The sequence below is a fragment of the Enhydrobacter sp. genome (genome assembly GCF_030246845.1).
Lineage (GTDB): Bacteria > Pseudomonadota > Alphaproteobacteria > Reyranellales > Reyranellaceae > Reyranella.
This window is the reverse complement of the sequence record NZ_CP126889.1, coordinates 396,680-412,394: the sequence shown is the minus strand read 5'-3', so window position 1 is coordinate 412,394 and position 15,715 is coordinate 396,680. Positions and strand designations below refer to the sequence as shown.

Annotated in this window: 14 protein-coding genes; 10 read left to right on the top strand and 4 right to left on the bottom strand. The window is 68.4% G+C overall.

Translation table 11 applies throughout. The features are described from left to right. Positions 1–37 precede the first annotated feature (37 nt). The 5 genes from OJF58_RS02180 to OJF58_RS02160 all read left to right on the top strand — a co-directional run bounded on the left by OJF58_RS02180 (position 38) and on the right by OJF58_RS02160 (position 5,177). Positions 38–793: an IclR family transcriptional regulator C-terminal domain-containing protein gene (locus OJF58_RS02180; protein WP_300781436.1), complete on the top strand. Its 756-nt coding sequence runs from the start codon at positions 38–40 to the stop codon at positions 791–793. Positions 794–839: 46 nt separating this feature from the next. After that, a complete protein-coding gene (locus OJF58_RS02175; RefSeq protein WP_300781435.1) occupies positions 840–1,832 on the top strand; it encodes an MDR family oxidoreductase in 993 nt (330 codons plus the stop codon). 13 nt (positions 1,833–1,845) lie between these two features. Continuing rightward, a complete protein-coding gene (locus tag OJF58_RS02170) occupies positions 1,846–2,310 on the top strand; it encodes an AAC(3)-I family aminoglycoside N-acetyltransferase (RefSeq protein ID WP_300781434.1) in 465 nt (154 codons plus the stop codon). 106 nt (positions 2,311–2,416) lie between these two features. Then, the gene (locus OJF58_RS02165; protein ID WP_300781433.1) at positions 2,417–3,745 is read left to right on the top strand and encodes an aspartate aminotransferase family protein; all 1,329 of its coding nucleotides are present in this window, start codon (positions 2,417–2,419) and stop codon (positions 3,743–3,745) included. 19 nt (positions 3,746–3,764) lie between these two features. Further along, the gene (locus OJF58_RS02160) at positions 3,765–5,177 is read left to right on the top strand and encodes a phospholipase D-like domain-containing protein (RefSeq protein WP_300781432.1); all 1,413 of its coding nucleotides are present in this window, start codon (positions 3,765–3,767) and stop codon (positions 5,175–5,177) included. Between the two features lie 35 nt (positions 5,178–5,212). Here the strand turns inward: OJF58_RS02160 and OJF58_RS02155 are convergent, their stop codons facing one another. Together OJF58_RS02155 and OJF58_RS02150 are read right to left on the bottom strand one after the other, a co-directional pair. Continuing rightward, entirely contained in the window at positions 5,213–5,890 is a 678-nt protein-coding gene (locus tag OJF58_RS02155; RefSeq protein ID WP_300781431.1) for an endonuclease/exonuclease/phosphatase family protein, read from the bottom strand. 7 nt (positions 5,891–5,897) lie between these two features. Next, entirely contained in the window at positions 5,898–7,700 is a 1,803-nt protein-coding gene (locus OJF58_RS02150; protein WP_300781430.1) for a cation:proton antiporter, read from the bottom strand. A 75-nt stretch (positions 7,701–7,775) separates the two neighbouring features. Between OJF58_RS02150 and denD the strand changes: the two genes are divergently transcribed. Further along, positions 7,776–8,774, top strand: a complete 999-nt coding sequence (gene denD, locus OJF58_RS02145; protein WP_300781429.1) for a D-erythronate dehydrogenase — start codon at positions 7,776–7,778, stop codon at positions 8,772–8,774. A gap of 165 nt (positions 8,775–8,939) precedes the next feature. On the opposite strand, the gene OJF58_RS02140 is transcribed toward denD, so the two are convergent. Then, positions 8,940–9,749 (bottom strand): class I SAM-dependent methyltransferase, encoded by an 810-nt coding sequence (locus tag OJF58_RS02140; protein WP_300781428.1) that lies wholly within the window; start codon positions 9,747–9,749, stop codon positions 8,940–8,942. Positions 9,750–9,858: 109 nt separating this feature from the next. Here OJF58_RS02140 and OJF58_RS02135 point away from each other — a divergent pair, with 109 nt between their 5' ends. Together OJF58_RS02135 and OJF58_RS02130 are read left to right on the top strand one after the other, a co-directional pair. Further along, positions 9,859–11,208, top strand: a complete 1,350-nt coding sequence (locus OJF58_RS02135; RefSeq protein ID WP_300781427.1) for a hypothetical protein — start codon at positions 9,859–9,861, stop codon at positions 11,206–11,208. Between the two features lie 48 nt (positions 11,209–11,256). Next, positions 11,257–12,621: a hypothetical protein gene (locus OJF58_RS02130; protein WP_300781426.1), complete on the top strand. Its 1,365-nt coding sequence runs from the start codon at positions 11,257–11,259 to the stop codon at positions 12,619–12,621. Between the two features lie 3 nt (positions 12,622–12,624). Here OJF58_RS02130 and OJF58_RS02125 read toward each other — a convergent pair whose 3' ends face one another. Next, positions 12,625–14,175 carry a carboxyl transferase domain-containing protein gene (locus OJF58_RS02125; protein ID WP_300781425.1) on the bottom strand — a complete coding sequence of 517 codons (1,551 nt, stop codon included), beginning with the start codon at positions 14,173–14,175 and terminating at the stop codon, positions 12,625–12,627. Positions 14,176–14,340: 165 nt separating this feature from the next. On the opposite strand from OJF58_RS02125, the gene OJF58_RS02120 reads away from it, so the two are divergent. Both OJF58_RS02120 and OJF58_RS02115 read left to right on the top strand, forming a co-directional pair. After that, complete coding sequence (locus OJF58_RS02120; protein ID WP_300781424.1) at positions 14,341–15,174, top strand: pirin family protein; 834 nt, start codon at positions 14,341–14,343, stop codon at positions 15,172–15,174. A gap of 26 nt (positions 15,175–15,200) precedes the next feature. Next, positions 15,201–15,662: a hypothetical protein gene (locus tag OJF58_RS02115; protein WP_300781423.1), complete on the top strand. Its 462-nt coding sequence runs from the start codon at positions 15,201–15,203 to the stop codon at positions 15,660–15,662. The last annotated feature ends 53 nt before the right edge of the window (positions 15,663–15,715 follow it).

Sequence of the window (15,715 nt, the reverse complement as noted above, 5' to 3'; positions counted from 1 at the left end):
TGCGACCATCCGGCACGGGAAGCTTGCTGGAACGCCTATGCCTGCGGCCATCATCGAACCTGTCCGCCGCAGTTTCGCGGTGCTGGAGGCGTTGAGCCGACGGCGTAGCTCGACGGTCGGCGTGTTGATGCGCGAAACCGGCCTGCCGCGGCCGACGGTCGTGCGTCTGCTGCAGACCTTGATCGCGCTCGGCTATGCCAGTCGGCTGTCGCGCCAGCAGGGCTATCGGCTCACCGACCGTGTGCTCGGGCTCTCCGAATCGATCCGCTTCGTCGATCATCTGGTCGACGCCGCCATTCCGCACATGAGCCGGTTCACGGCCGAACACGGCTGGCCGCTCTATCTCGCGACGCTGAGCTTCGGCGCCATCGTGATCCGTCACTCGACCGCGCCGGAAAGCCCGATGTCGTTCGAGGGTGCGGCGCTCAACACGCGCCGGCCGATGCTGATCAGCGCGCTGGGCCGCGTCTGGCTGGCCTTCTGCCCGGACGAGGAGCGCCGCACCATCCTGCGCGACATGGGCGGCCTGACGCGGCGCCAGGAGGCGGCGCTCGACGAGGTGCTGGCGCGGGTGCGGCGCGACGGCGTCGCTTTCACCCAGCCGCCGCGACCGACCCGCCTGCACGGCATGGCCGTCCCCATCCGCCGCGGCGAGCGCGTACTTGGCAGTCTCTCGATCCGCTTTCCGCGGTCGGCGATGACGGAGGAGGAAGTCAGGCAGCGTTTCGGGAAGCGGCTTCAGGCCCTTGCGCGCGTCATCGCAAGCGATGTCGCCCGCCGTCTGCCGGGCTGATACAACACCGGCAGAAGCCGCTCGGGCGTTATCGAAGGAGTTCCGCATGTCGTTTCGCGCGCTTGTTCTGAGCCAGGGAGCCGACCGCAAGGTGAGCGGGGCCATCGAGACCTTGGAGGACAGCCGGCTGCCCGCGGGCGACGTCACCGTCGCGGTCGAATATTCGACACTGAACTACAAGGACGGGCTGGTGCTGACCACCGGCGGCGGGCTGGTGAAGATATGGCCGCATGTCGGCGGCATCGATTTCGCCGGCACCGTAGAGGCATCCGGCAATCCCGGCTTCAAGCCCGGCGACAAGGTGGTGCTGAACGGCTGGCGCGTCGGCGAGCTGCATTGGGGCGGCTATGCCACGAAGGCGCGGGTCAAGGGCGACTGGCTGGTGAAGCTGCCATCTGCTCTTTCCACCAAGCGCGCGATGGCGATCGGCACGGCGGGCTATACCTCGATGCTCTGCGTGATGGCCCTGCAGAAGCACGGCGTGCGCCCGGAATCGGGCGAGGTGCTGGTGACGGGCGCTGCGGGCGGCGTGGGCTCTATCGCGGTCGCGATCCTAGCGCGGCTCGGCTACCAGGTGGTGGCCGCCACCGGCCGGCCGCAGGAGGCGGCCTATCTGCAGTCGCTGGGAGCCGCGACCATCATCGACCGCAAGGAGCTGACCGACGCTCCTGACCGGCCGCTGCTGTCCGAGCGCTATGCCGGTATCGTCGACACGGTATCGGGCGTGATGTTCGCGCGCGCGCTTTCGCAACTGAAGTATGGCGGTGCGGCGGCAGTGTGCGGCCTGGCCGGCGGCGCGGCCTTTCCGGGCTCGATCCTGCCCTTCATCCTGCGCGGCGTGACCGTCTACGGCATCGACTCGGTGATGCTGCCCAAGGCGCCGCGCGAGGAGGCATGGCGCAGGCTCGCGGGCGACCTGCCGCTCGACAAGCTCGACAGCACGGTGAGCGAGGCCGGCCTTTCCGACCTGATGAGGCTGGCGCCGAAGATCCTGAAAGGCGAGGTGAGGGGCCGCGTGGTGATCGATGTCGACAAGTGAGGGCATGCGACGCATGCGCGAGCCCGTCGAGATCTGCCGTCTGACGCCATCGGAAGCGCCGCGCCTTCGCGAGCTCAACGCCTTGTTCGGCGAGGCCTTCGGTGACCCGGAGACCTACGGCAGCGCGCCGCCGGGCGAGACCTACCTGCGGGACCTGCTGGGCAAGGATCACGTCATCGCCCTTGTTGCGCTGGCCGACGGAGCGGTGGTGGGCGGTTTGGTCGCCTATGAACTCGACAAGTTCGAAAGAGCCCGACGCGAGATCTACATTTACGACCTGGCGGTTTCGGAGCCGCATCGCAGACGCGGCATAGCCACCGCTCTGATCGAGCGCCTGCGGACCATCGCGACCATGCGCCAGGCTTGGGTCGTCTTCGTGCAGGCCGACTATGGCGACGATCCGGCGGTGGCCTTGTACGAGAAGCTCGGCGTACGCGAGCAGGTGCTGCACTTCGACATCCCGCCGTTTCGCGATTGACGCGCAAGGCCCCAGAAATTCTCAAAGGAGAATGAAGGCGGCGCGTGGCCGCCGGCGTGGACAGGTGATAGATTAATTCAGGTCGATCCTCTGCAAAGGTTTCATCATGCCCTCGCCCAGCACCAAGCCCACCGCCAACAACCTCGATGCCTTCTTCATGCCGTTCACCGCGAACCGGCAGTTCAAGAAGAACCCGCGGCTTCTGGCGAAGGCCAAGGGCGTGCACTACTGGACGCCGGACGGCCGCAAGGTGATCGACGGCACGGCCGGCCTCTGGTGCGTCAATGCCGGCCACGGCCGCGAGGAGATCAAGGCCGCGATCGTGAAGCAGCTCGACGAGATGGACTACGCGCCCTCGTTCCAGATGGGGCATCCGAAGTCGTTCGAGCTCGCGGCGCGGCATGCCGCGATGCTGCCGGGCGACCTGAACCACGCCTTCTACTGCAACTCCGGCTCCGAGGCCGTGGACTCCGCGCTCAAGATCGCGCTCGCCTTCCAGCGCGCGCGCGGCCAGGGCACGCGCACCCGCTTCATCGGCCGCGAGCGCGGCTATCACGGGGTCGGCTTCGGCGGCATCTCGGTGGGCGGCATGGTCAACAACCGCAAATGGTTCGGCGCCATGCTGCCGGGGGTCGACCACCTGCCGCATACGCACGATCTCAAGCGCAACGCCTTCTCGCGCGGCGAGCCCGAGCACGGCGTCGAGCTTGCCGACGAGCTCGAGCGCATCGTGGCGCTGCACGATGCCTCCAACATAGCCGCCGTCATCGTCGAGCCCTGCGCCGGCTCGACCGGCTACCTGCCGCCGCCCAGGGGCTACCTCAAGCGCCTGCGCGAGATCTGCGACAGGCACGGCATCCTGCTGATCTTCGACGAGGTCATCACCGGCTTCGGACGCCTCGGCACCGGCTTCGCCGCCGAGTATTTCGGCGTCATCCCCGATCTGATGACGGTCGCCAAGGGCATCTCCAACGCGACCGTGCCGATGGGCGGCGTGTTCGTCCGCAAGCACGTCTACGACGGGTTGATGAACGGACCGGAGAACGCGGTCGAGCTGTTCCACGGCTATACCTACTCGGCCCATCCGCTGGCCTGCGCGGCGGCCTCTGCGGTGCTCGACATCTACAAGAACGACGGCCTGTTCCAGCGCGCCGCCGACCTCTCCAAATACTGGGAGGACGGCGTGCATTCGCTGAAGGGGCCCGGCATCACCGACATCCGCAATCTCGGCCTCGCCGCCGGCATCGACCTCGAGCCGCGCAAGGATGCGCCGGCCGCGCGGGGTTACGACACGTTCGTCAAGGCGTTCGAGCTCGGCCTCATGGTGCGCCAGACCGGCGACTGCATCGCCATGTCGCCGCCGCTGATCGTCGAGAAGAACCAGATCGACGAGATCATCGAGATCACCGGCAAGGCCATCAAGGCGACCGCCTGAGCTCTCTCGCGGTGGACGTGTGACCGCCCACCTGGTCTGGCTCATCACCGAAGCGGCCGCGCTGGCGCACGTCGTCATCGCGGCCTGGGTGACGGTCCACGTCCTGCTCTACAAGCGCAACGTCGGCGCGGCGATCTCCTGGATGGGGATCGCCTGGCTCTCGCCCTTCATCGGCGGCCTGCTCTATTTCGCCATGGGCGTGAACCGCGTGAAACGGCGCGCCCGGCGGCTCCGGCGCGAGCGCTCGCGTCTCTTCGTGATCGATCAGACCGCGCCCGGCGATCCGGCGGCCGATCCGCTGACGCCGCTCGAATACGCGATCGGCCGACTCACCGGCCTCTCCGCCGAATCGGGCAACAGCGCCGAGCTGTTGCGCAACGGCGACGAGACCTATCCGGCGATGCTGCAGGCGATCGAGGGCGCGCGGCGCAGCATCGGGCTCGCCAGCTATATCTTCCGGGACGATCTCGCCGGCCGGCCCTTCATCGATGCCCTGGCGCGCGCCAAGGATCGCGGCGTGCAGGTGCGCGTGCTGCTGGACGGCATCGGCAGCGGCTATTTTTACAACGCCGCCTACGAGCGACTGCGCACCTCCGGCGTGCCGGTGGCGCGCTTCCTCCACTCTTACTTCCCCTGGCGGATGCCGTTCCTGAACCTGCGCAACCACCGCAAGCTCATGGTGGTCGACGGCCGCTCCGCCTTCGTCGGCGGCATCAATATCGGCCGCGAGAACCTGCTGGCGTCGAAGCCGCCGCATCCGGTGCGCGACACGCACTTTCGTATCGAAGGGCCGGTCGTGGAGCAGCTTGCCGAGGCGTTCGCCGACGACTGGCTGTTCACGACCGGCGAGAAGCTCCTGAACGAAGACTGGTTCCCCGACCTCGAGGCGGCCGGCAAGGTGGTCGCGCGCGCCATCACGTCTGGGCCGGACGAGGATCTCGAGCAGATCGAGTTCGTGGCGCTGCACGCGATCTCCTGCGCCCGCCATTCTATACGTGTGGTCACGCCCTATTTCCTGCCGCCCGAGGTGCTGACGACGGCGCTGGGGCTTGCCGCCATGCGCGGCATCACGGTCGATATCGTGGTGCCGGAGCAGTCCAATCACATCGTGCTCGACTGGGCGCGGCGCGTGCCGATGCGCAACCTGCTCGAGGCGGGCTGCCGCATCTGGCTGCTGCCGCCGCCGTTCGACCATTCAAAGCTGATGACGATCGACGATACCTGGTCGCTGATCGGCAGCGCCAACTGGGACACGCGCAGCTTCCGGCTGAACTTCGAGCTCAATGTCGAGATCCAGGATCCCGAGTTCGCTCAGCGCCTCGCGCAAGCGACGCACACCGGCGCCCGCCTCGATCTTGCCGCCCTCGACGCCGATCCCCTGCTGCTCCGCCTGCGCAACAGCGCCGCAAGGCTGCTGCAGCCGTATCTGTGATCTCTTCTGGACCGCGAGCCTCCGGCTCGCCACCGTCACCGCAGCGCCGCGCGGATCTTCACGAGGCGGCGGCGCATGCGGTGGATGGGGCGGCGGCGAAGGCGGGCCTGGGCGACCTGCAGGTCGAGCACGATCGGCTTGTGGTCGGACGGGCCGAAGTCGAGCGTCGTCGTGAAGGTGCAGGTGAGACCGTGGATCAGGCAGCGGTCGAGCCGGAAGGGCAGCACGTCGCCGCCGAAATGGGTCGGCTCGCGTGGGCCGACGTCGTTGAAGCCGGGAATCGGCGTCGGTCCCACCGCGTTGTAGTCGCCGACGATGGCCGACGGCCCGCCGCGCAGGGCCGCGGCGATGCGCAGCAGCTGGCGGCGGTTCAGGAGCTGGCCGTGCGAAAGATGGACGTTGGCGAAGGTGATGTCGCCCACCTTCACGATCTGGGTGCGTCGCCGCGGCAGGCGGCCGGGCAGCGGCGAGGCCGGCAGGGCGAGTACGTGCGGCGTCGCGAAATTGTGTCGGCTCCAGGCGGCGAGACCGTGGATGCGGCCGGGCCAGGGCAGGCGGTGATAGTGGCCCTGCACCAGCGAGGGCAGCGCGTCGAGGTGCGGGGTCACCTCCTGCATCAGAAGGAGGTCGGGCCGCTCGCGCTCGAGAAGCGCCGCGACATCGTGCACCGCCGCCCCTTCGAGCCGCAGCAGGTTCCAGCTGATGATCCTCACCGCTTCCTCATGTCCGCTGCGACCGTTCGCGCCGTGCGCGGCGCACCCGCGCCCGCAACGAGGCGGGCCCTCCGGCGGCGGCCTGCAGCTCGTTGCGGATCTGCTCGCGCCGCTCGTGGATCGAGGCGATGACGGCGCCCATCGGCACGCCCAGCCCGATCAGCGCCGATTCGGCCAGCAGCAGACTCGCCTCGATCGTCTCGGGCACCGCGTCGGTGACCTTGAGCGTATAGAGATGGCGGGCATGCTGGGCATCGTGCGCGCGCGCCACGATCATCACGTCGGGCCGGCGTGCCCGCACCGCCCGCACGACATCGTCGACCACCGCCGTGTCGAGGGTGACGATGACGCCCGCCGCCTCGTCGATGCCGCAGCGCCGCAGATAGTGCGAGTCGCCGGCGTCGCCGTAGTAGATCGGCCGGCCGCGCGCGCGCCAGCGCTCGACCAGCGCGGCGTCGCGGTCGGTCGCGAGATAGGGGACGGCATGCTCCTCGAGCAGGCCGCAGACGAGCTGCCCGACCCGGCCGTGGCCCACCACGATCACGCGCCGTACATGGTCTTCCGGCGGCAGGACGGCGTCCGCCATGCCCTTGGCCTTGGCCTCGAGCCGCCGTGAAAGGCTGCGGCCGACGATGCCGATCAGGGGCAGCAGGGCCATGGTGAGGGAAACCACGGCCAGCGTGCCGCCGGCGATGTCGGTCTCCACGAGCCGGTAGACGACCGCGAGGCCGATGCCGATGAAGGCGAACTCGCCGCCGGGCCCCAGCAACAAGCCGATCTCCGCACCGGCGGCCCAGGGCAGGCCGAACAGCCGGCACAGCGGCGCGATGATCACGCCCTTCAGCAGCAGCATGCCGAGGACGCCGGCGACCACCAGGAGCGGCTGGTGCCAGATGACACCGAGGTCGATATGCATGCCGACCGAGAAGAAGAACACGCCGAGCAGCAGACCGCGGAACGGGTCGATCGTCGCCTCGACGGCGCGGCGATATTCCGTCTCCGCCAGCAGCAGGCCCGCGATGAAGGCGCCCAGCGCCATCGACAGGCCGGCGGCGCCGGCGACCACGCCCGCGCTCACCGCCACGAGCAGCGTCGCCGCCATGAAGAATTCCGGATTCTCGCTGCCGGCGGCGAGGCGAAACAGCGGCCGCAGCACCAGCCGGCCGACGACGGCGATCGCCACCACCGCGAGCGCGGCTTCGCCCAGCGCCAGCCCGATGCCTTTCCACACCGAGCCATCCTGCTCCTGACCACCCAGTGCGCCGATCAGCAGCAACAGCGGCACCACGGCGAGATCCTGCGCCAGCAGGATGGCGAAGCTGGTGCGGCCGGTGCCCGACATCATGCGGCGCTGGCCCGACAGCAACTCCATGACGATGGCGGTCGAGGAGAGGGCGAGGCAGGCGCCGATCACCAGAGCGGCGGCCGGCGGCTGGCCGAGCCACAGCGCGATCAGGCTCGCCGCCGCCGTGGTGAGGACGATCTGCAGGCCGCCCAGGCCGAACACGAGGCGACGCATGGTGACGAGCCGGCGCAGCGACAGCTCGAGCCCGATGAAGAACAGCAGGAAGACGACGCCGAGATCGCCGATGAAGTCGATCTGCCGTTCGCCCGTGACGGTGAGCCAGTCCAGCAGACGGGAGCGCTCGGCCAGGCGTCCGAGGCCATAGGGTCCCAGCAGCACGCCCACGGCGAGATAGCCCAGCACCGGGCTCACCTTCAGGCGCGGCATGATGGGCGCCACGACAGCCGCCGTGCCGAGCACGATCAGCGCATCCTTGAATGTGTAGATTTGGTCCAGGCCGGCCATCGCGGCCCAACATAGACGGCACCGGCCGTTCTGTGCACACTTTCGTCGACAGCGGATTTCACGGACGGAAACGACATGAAGGTGGTGATCACCGGCGGCGCCGGCTTCCTCGGCAAGAAGCTCGCCCGCCGCATCCTGCAGCAGGGCACGCTGAAGGACGCCGACGGCAGGCCGCAGACGATCAACGAGCTGTTGCTGTTCGACGTCGGCAAGGCGAGCGGCCCCGGCCTCGACGATCCACGGGTACGGACGGTCGCCGGCGACATCGCCAACTCCGCGACGGTGCAGTCGATCGCCCAGGGCGCCTCGACGGTGTTCCATTTCGCCGCAGTCGTGAGCGCGGGCGCCGAGGCCGACTTCGACCTCGGTTATCATGTCAATCTCGACGGCACGCGCAACGTGCTGGAAGCGTGCCGCGCGCTCGGCACCAATCCGCGCGTGGTCTTCACCAGCTCGCTCGCGGCCTACGGCGGCGATCTGCCGCCGGCGGTGAACGACGACACGCCGCTCACGCCGCAGACCTCCTACGGCGCGCAGAAATCGATCGGCGAGTTCCTGGTGCGCGACTATGCCCGCAAGGGCTTTCTGCGCGGCACGGCGGTGCGGCTGCCCACGATCTGCGTGCGCACCGGCCTGCCCAACAAGGCCGCCTCGACCTGGGCGAGCTCGGTGGTGCGCGAGCCGCTTACCGGCATCGATGTCGTCTGCCCGGTGGATCCCGAGACCGTGATGGTGGTGCTGAGCCCGCGCAGGACAGTCGACGCGTTCCTGCGCCTGCACGACACGCCGGCCGATGCCTTCGGACCCGGCCGCACGCTTCTGCTGAACGGCATCAGGGTGACGGCGAAGGAGCTCGAGCAGGCGGTGGCCAGGCATGCCGGCAACCGAACGGTCGGCAAGGTGGTGTGGCGGCACGATCCGGCGATCCAGAAGATCTGCGACGGCTGGCCCCAGGGCATCGACTCCGACCGTGCGCGCCGCCTCGGCTTCGAGGTCGACCGCGATCTCGACGAGATCGTCCGCCACTTCATCGCCGACGACCTCGACGAGCAGATGAAGCTTGTGAAGCAGTAGGCGCACGCGCTTCCTGGTTGCTCAAGGGAACGCGTCCCTGTCAAGAAACAGGAGCAGGCGCCCGACCAGTATCGTGTCATCCCGAGCGGAGCGAGGGATCTTTCGCGGCGCCGACTTGGCCGGTGACGAACTCCAGTGGCGCAATCTTCCTGTCGGCGCCTTCGGTCAGCCGCCCAGCGTGCGCTTCACGAACTCGCGAACGTGGCGCCAGGGCGACCAGACGTGGCGGGAGCGGATCATGTGCCAGTGATGCGGGTCGTCGTCGGGGCCGACTTGGAACCCTGCGGCGTCGATGAACTCGTCCATGCCGACGGCATCCATGTCCCACGGTCCGGTGGTCTTGTAGATCGTGGCCTTCCAGCCGTACTTCTTCATGGAGCGCGCCATGCCGGTCGCCAGGAAATCCATGTAGCGCGGCAGGCTCTCGGGCCGGCACAGATAGGCCTTGTTGAAGCCGACCGCGAGCAGGCGGAAGTGGTGCGGATTCTTCTCGAGATAGCGCACCACCTCGGTCGTGTTGGCGGGGTAGCGCGGCGAAAAGAAGTCGTCGATCACCAGGATGCCAGGCGGGGCCACGATCCGGTTGGCGAGCTCGAGCTCGCGATAGACCGCCGTGCCTGTATGCTCGCCGTCGATATGGCACCAGCGCACCGTATGGTGCATGGCCTTGAGGTCGAGCCGCCCCGGCAGCTCGATCGAGAAGGCTTCGACGAACTCGACGTTCTTGGGCTCGGCCCCGACGGTGCGGATCGAGTTCCGGATCACCGATTCGTCCAGCCGGCGGTCGCACAGGAAGAGCTTCTCGTCGCCCTTGCGGTAGCTTGCCAGCATGGAGGCCGAGCGGCCCTTCCATACGCCGATCTCGAACAGATCGCCCGTGACGCCGGCCTGCTCGTCGAGAAACGCGCGCCACACGCAGAAAGACTGGAACGAGAACCAGCCCGGCACGGCGTCGATTTGCTCCCAGCTCGGCATCCCTGCTCCTTTATGCGGGCCACTTGCTAACAGCGCCCTATCGACGCTGCAAGTCGTCATGGCTTGCGCCGCCCCCGGCCCTCGGGTAGACGCCGGAAAACGCCTGCCGATGCCCTCCACGACCCTCGCATATCGAGCAACGATCGGCCTGATCTGGGCGCTTGCGCTGTGGCACAGCTGCATCAGCCGCGGCCTCTTCGTCGACGGCTCGGCGTTCCTGATGAACATCGTGCGGAACGGATCGTTCTTCGATTTCTACCAGCCGCGGCTCTATGCCATGGTTCTCGCACAGGTGCCGATCGTGGCCGGACTCAAGCTGGGGGTCACCGATCTGCATCTTCTGGGCCGGCTGCTCTCGCTCGGCCTGTTCGTGCTGCCGACCATTTTCTACACGCTGGCGCTCGTCCGCGCGCGGCACGATCCCGTGCTGCTCGCGGTCGTGATCGCGGCCATCGCGGTCGTCTTCATGACGACCTCGTTCTTCATCGTCGGCGAATACAACACGGCCTATGCGCTGGTCGTCTTCATTGCCGTGCGGCTCGTCACGGCAGAGCGGCTCGCAATCGGCGACAGCCTGGTCCTGCTGGCGGCATCGGTGCTCGCGATCCGCACCTACGAGGTGTTCATCTATCTGGGGCCGCTGCTTGCCGCCATGACGCTGTGGCAGGTCTGGCGCATGCCGCGGCGCCCCGTCGTGCCCGTGCTGCTGCACCTCGCCGCGGGCGGATGCTTCCTCGCCGGCATGGCGGTGGCGATCGACTCGGTGATCCATCCCTATTCGGCGGAGCACCTCGCCGAGACCTACGACATGGCGCTGGACTTCTGGCAGAACCTGCAGTTCGACCTTGCCTTCGTGGCCGTCGCGATCGTGGCGGTCTGGGCTCTCGTGCGGCCGCAGCAGCTCGAGACGATGCGGCCCTACCTCTGGGCAGGGATCTTCGCCGCGCTGCTGGCGCTCTCGCCGCTGCTGGCGCTCAGCGAGACCCTGGTGCGCCCGCTGGCGAAGTCGCAGTACGTGGCGCGCACCGTGTGCGGCGTCATCATTGCGGCGATGGTGATCTTCCTCTGGTGCTATGCGGCGGAACGGCTCGAAGCCTGGCGCGTGCGCATTGCGCTGCGGGACAAGGCGGTGCGCCGACGGGTGCTCGGCTTCGCCTTCCTCGTGCTGGTCGCCATGCTGCCGTCGGACATCTTCCTGTCGTTCACCTGGCGAGCCTACCTCCAGTCCTTCCGCCAGGTCGTCACGACACATACAGGCCTCGTCGCCTACGAGGACACGCCCCTTGCCCGCCGCCCGGATCTGCTGCTGGTCGAGAACTGGACGTTGCCCACCCAGAGCCTGATCCTGCGCGGCAAGCCCGGCGACGCCATCGTGCTCCCGCCGCGCGACTTCACCGCCTGGGTGCCGTTTCCTCCCGACAAGCCGCCCGATCTCGGACCCTACGTCTGGCATGATTGAGCACACCGGAGTCGCGGGGGGTCGTGGGCTCTTGGCCGGTTCGTGTCGATGAGCGCGCAGGACGCGCGCGGTCCCTATCGCGCTGCAGTGTTATTGCTGTGGGCGCTCGTGGTGCTGAACAGCGCGATCGCGCGAGGGCTGTTCTGGGACGGCGCCTCGTTCCTCGCCAACATGCTGAATTTCCGGACCTTCCACGACTTCTATCGCGAGCGCGAGCATGTGGCGTGGCTCACCCAGGCGCCGGCAGTGCTGCTGGTCGAGCTCGGACTGCGCGACTCGAGGCTGATCGCGATCGTCTATTCGGCCTCGCTGTTCGCCTGGCCGGCGATTCTCTATCACTTCGCGCTTGCGCGCGTGCGCCATCGCCCGATTCTCCTGGCCGCCGTCATGGCCGTCCTCGCCGCGGTGTACCTCCCGACCTCCTTCTTCATCATCGGCGAGTACAACATCGCCTATGCGGCCGCGGTGGCGACCATGGCGGTGGCGCTGACCGGCCTGACGCGCCGCCGCGACGGCGTCGCGCTGTGCGCGCTCGGCGCGCTGTCGATCGCCTCCTACGAGGCGATGATCTATCTCGGCCCGCTGCTGGCGGCCGCCATCCTGTGGGCGCGGCGGCAGGCGCAGCAGGAAGGAGCCGCGGACGATATCGCGCAGCTTCTCGCGCTCCTGGCGGCGCTTGCCTTCCTCGCCGCGGCGTTCGTGGCGACGGTGGCCATCGTCGAATACTGGGATCATGCCTATTTCATGCGGGTGCGCGCGGCGTCCTTCGACTTCTGGCAGAACCTGCAGTTCGTCGTGCCGCTCACGGGACTTGCGGTCCTCGCGATCGTCTCGCTCGCCCGGCCGGCCTGGCTGCGCGGCCGGGGGCCGGTCGTGCTGCTGGCGTTCGTGGCGGCACTGCTGGCGGCCACGCCTTTCCTGCGCTGGATCCATCCGCAGGCGATGCTGTTTCCACCCAGCCACTATGTCGCGCGCACGGCGGCGGGCTGGCTGCTGGCGGCGATGCTCGTCGCGATGTGGCTTCATGTCGGCTGGCATCGGCGAAAACCGCGCCTGCTGGTCGAGCTGGCGCAGCCCGAGGTCGGCCGGCGGCTGGTGGCTGCTTTCACTGTCGTGCTGCTCGCCGCCGCCGTGCCCGATCTGGCGCTGAGCCGTCTGTGGGTCGGCTATCTCGGCTATTTCCGCGGCCTGGTGACCAGCCACGCAGGCTTCGTGCGTGCCAACGAGCTGCCGATGGACGAATGGCCCTATCGCCTGTTCGCGCAAAGCTGGACCTATCCGGCGCTGAGCGCATTGCTGCACTCGGCGCCGGGGCAGGGCATCGTCCTGCTCGACAAGGACTACCGCTCCAACCCGCCCTTCGATCCGGCGTGCGGGACGCTGCCCAGGCTCGACGGCTTCGCCTGGCGGTGATCGCTAAGGCCGCATGCAGTGGCTGCTGGGCCCGATGCCTCGAACCGGGGCGGCGAGCTCGACGAACTCGCACAGGATCCGCCGCGTGTCGCGCGGATCGATGATCTCCTCGATCCAGAAGGTCTCGGCGCTGCGAAAGGGTGAGCGCAGCTTGTTCAGCCGTTCCTCGATCTCGGCCATCTTGGCCTTGGGATCGTCGGCGGCGTCGATGTCGGCGCGGTAGGCCGCCTCGATGCCGCCCTCGAGCGGCAGCGAGCCCCAGCGGCCCGACGGCCAGGCATAGCGCCAGTTGAGCCGCGCGCCGTTCTGGTGCGCCGCGCCCGCCACGCCGAAGGCGTTGCGGATGATGAAGGTGCACCACGGCACGGTGGTCTGGAACATCGCCGACATGGCGCGCACGCCCTGGCGGATGACGCCGCTTTTCTCCGCCTCGAGCCCGATCAGGAAGCCGGGGCAATCGCAGAAATAGACCACCGGCAGATGGAACGTCTCGGCGAGGTCGACGAAGCGCGCCACCTTTTGGCAGGCGTCGGCCGTCCAGCCGCCGCCATAGAACATGGGATCGCTGGCCATCACCGCGACCGGCCAGCCGTCGATGCGCGCGAAGCCGGTCGCGACCGAGCGGCCGTAGAGCCTGCCCATCTCGAAGAAGCTGCCCTTGTCGACGATCTTCTCGACGATCGGGCGGATGCGATAGACCTTGCGGATGTCGCGCGGAATCGCCTCGAACAGCGACTCCTCGCGGCGACCGGGATCGTCGGTCTGCGGCCCGCGCGCTGGCACGTCGTAGACCGAGGAGGGGAGATAGGAGAGGAAGCGACGGGCGAGCGCGAAGGCCTCGTCCTCGCTGTCGGCCGCCTCGTCGATGGCGCCGGCGCGAAGCTGGATCTCCCAGCCGCCGAGATCCTGCTTGTCGAACTGCTTCGGTCCCAGCCGGTTCACCACGGGCGGGCCGGCGACGAACATCGCCGAGATCTCCTTTACCATCACCGAGTAGTGCGTGGCGGCAAGCCGCGCCGCGCCGAGCCCGGCCACCGAGCCCAGCCCCAGCCCGACCGTCGGTACGGTGCCCATGTTCTGCACCGTCCATTCCCAGCCGCTGACGCCCGGTACGTTGGCGCGGCCCGTGGTCTCGATGGTCTTGACCGAGCCGCCGCCGCCGGAGCCCTCGATCAGGCGGATGACGGGCACGCGGTACTGGTTGGCGTAGCGCTCGATGAAGATCGCCTTCGCCTTGATGGTGGCGTCGGCCGAGCCGCCGCGCACGGTGAAGTCGTCGCCCGTGACGGCGACGGGCCGGCCGTCGATCCGGGCGCGGCCCATCACCGAGTTGGACGGCATGAGGTCCACGAGGTCGTTCCTGCCGTCGTACTCGGCCTTGCCGGCGATGCTGCCGATCTCGCGGAACGAGCCCTGGTCGACCAGCCGGTCGATGCGCTCGCGCACCGTGAGCCGGCCGCCCGCGTGCTGGCGCTTCACCTTGTCGGCGCCGCCCATGCGCGCCGTCATCTCCTGGCGGCGGCGCAGCTCGTCCATCTCCGGTTGCCAGCCCATCGCGATCGTCCTCGAATGCCCGTGTCAAAAAGTCGTTTCTGGCCTTGTTTCGTACCAACGCGGCCCGCGGCGAGCTACATTGAAAGTACGGCATGGGGGAGCCGGGGCCGATGGACGAAACGGCCGGTAGCGCCAGCCTGCTGCCGTCGCGCGAAGGGAAATGCCATGGACCGCAAGATCGACTCGATTTTTCCCGGCCAGCGCCTGATCGACGACGGCGACATGCTGTTGTGGCGCGCCCTGCCGGCGCCGGACCGGATCTCCGTCGGGCCGTTCGTGTTCGTCGATCACTATCGTCACAGGAGCCGGCGGGGCATCGGCGACAAGCCGCACCCGCATGCCGGCATCGAGGTGCTGAGCTACCTGCTCGAAGGCGGGGTGGAGCATCGCGACAGCATGGGCTTCCGCGACCGGCTGGGGCCGGGCGACGCGCAATGGATCCGCGCCGGGCGCGGCATCCTCCATGCCGAGCAGCCCGAGGGCGGCCGCCATGGACTGCAGCTCTGGACCAGCCTGCCGCCGGCGCAGAAGTTCGCGGAGCCGGCCTATGCGTCGTATCGCGCCGCCGATATTCCCAGGGTGCAGTCGCCGGGCGTCGACCTCCGTGTCATTGCCGGCCGCGTCGGCGAGGCGGAGGGGCCGATGAAGATGACGACGCCGACCGTCTTCGCCGTCGCGCGTCTCGATTCCGGAGCGACGGCACGGCTTGCGATCGATGCCGCGGCCGAGCTCGGGCTCTATGTCCTCGAAGGCAGCGTGAAAACGCCGGACGGACCGGCGCTCGGTCCGGGCACGCTCGCCGTGCTGGGCGCCGGGCCGTCGCTCGCGGTTACGGCGGATGGCAGCGCCGCCACGGTCGCTCTGATTGGCGGGCAGCCGGCAGAGACGCCGATCCTGTTCTCCGGCCCGTTCGTGATGGATACGCCCGAGCATCTGACGCAGGCCAGGCGGGACTATTCCTCCGGCAAGATGGGCCGGCTCGACGGCGTGCCGTTCTGACACGCATCAGGGAGGAAAGGGGGGCCATGGCGCATGTGAAGCTTCGCGAAGACCCGGGCACCGGCATCCGGGCGGTCTATCTGGTCGATGCGGCCGTCGGGCGCGGCAGCCTGAACCGCAGGGACGATGTCCTGCTGGTCCAGTTCTTCCTGAACGCGCTGTGGAACAAGCTGACCGACAAGGCCAACAAGAAGTTCGGTGGGCCCGGCGCGGCGCCGGCGATCGACGGCATTTGCGGCAGCATCACGATCGGCGCCATCGAGGCCTTCCAGCGATGGTACTGGGAGCAGCCGGCGCGCGGCGGCTTCACCGACGGGCGCGTCGAGCCGCTTCCGCCCGGACAGGTGCTCGGGCCACGGCACCACCACGTCTACACGATCATCGGCCTCAACGTGAATTTCGGCTTCACCTTCGGCGTCGACCGGCACGCACGCATCGCCAAGGAGCCGAACTTCCCGATGGAGCTGAAGCAGAAGCTGTTCGTCTGAACGAACAGAGCGCCACTGGACTTCGCGACCGGAAGCCGACCCTCGGAAATGCA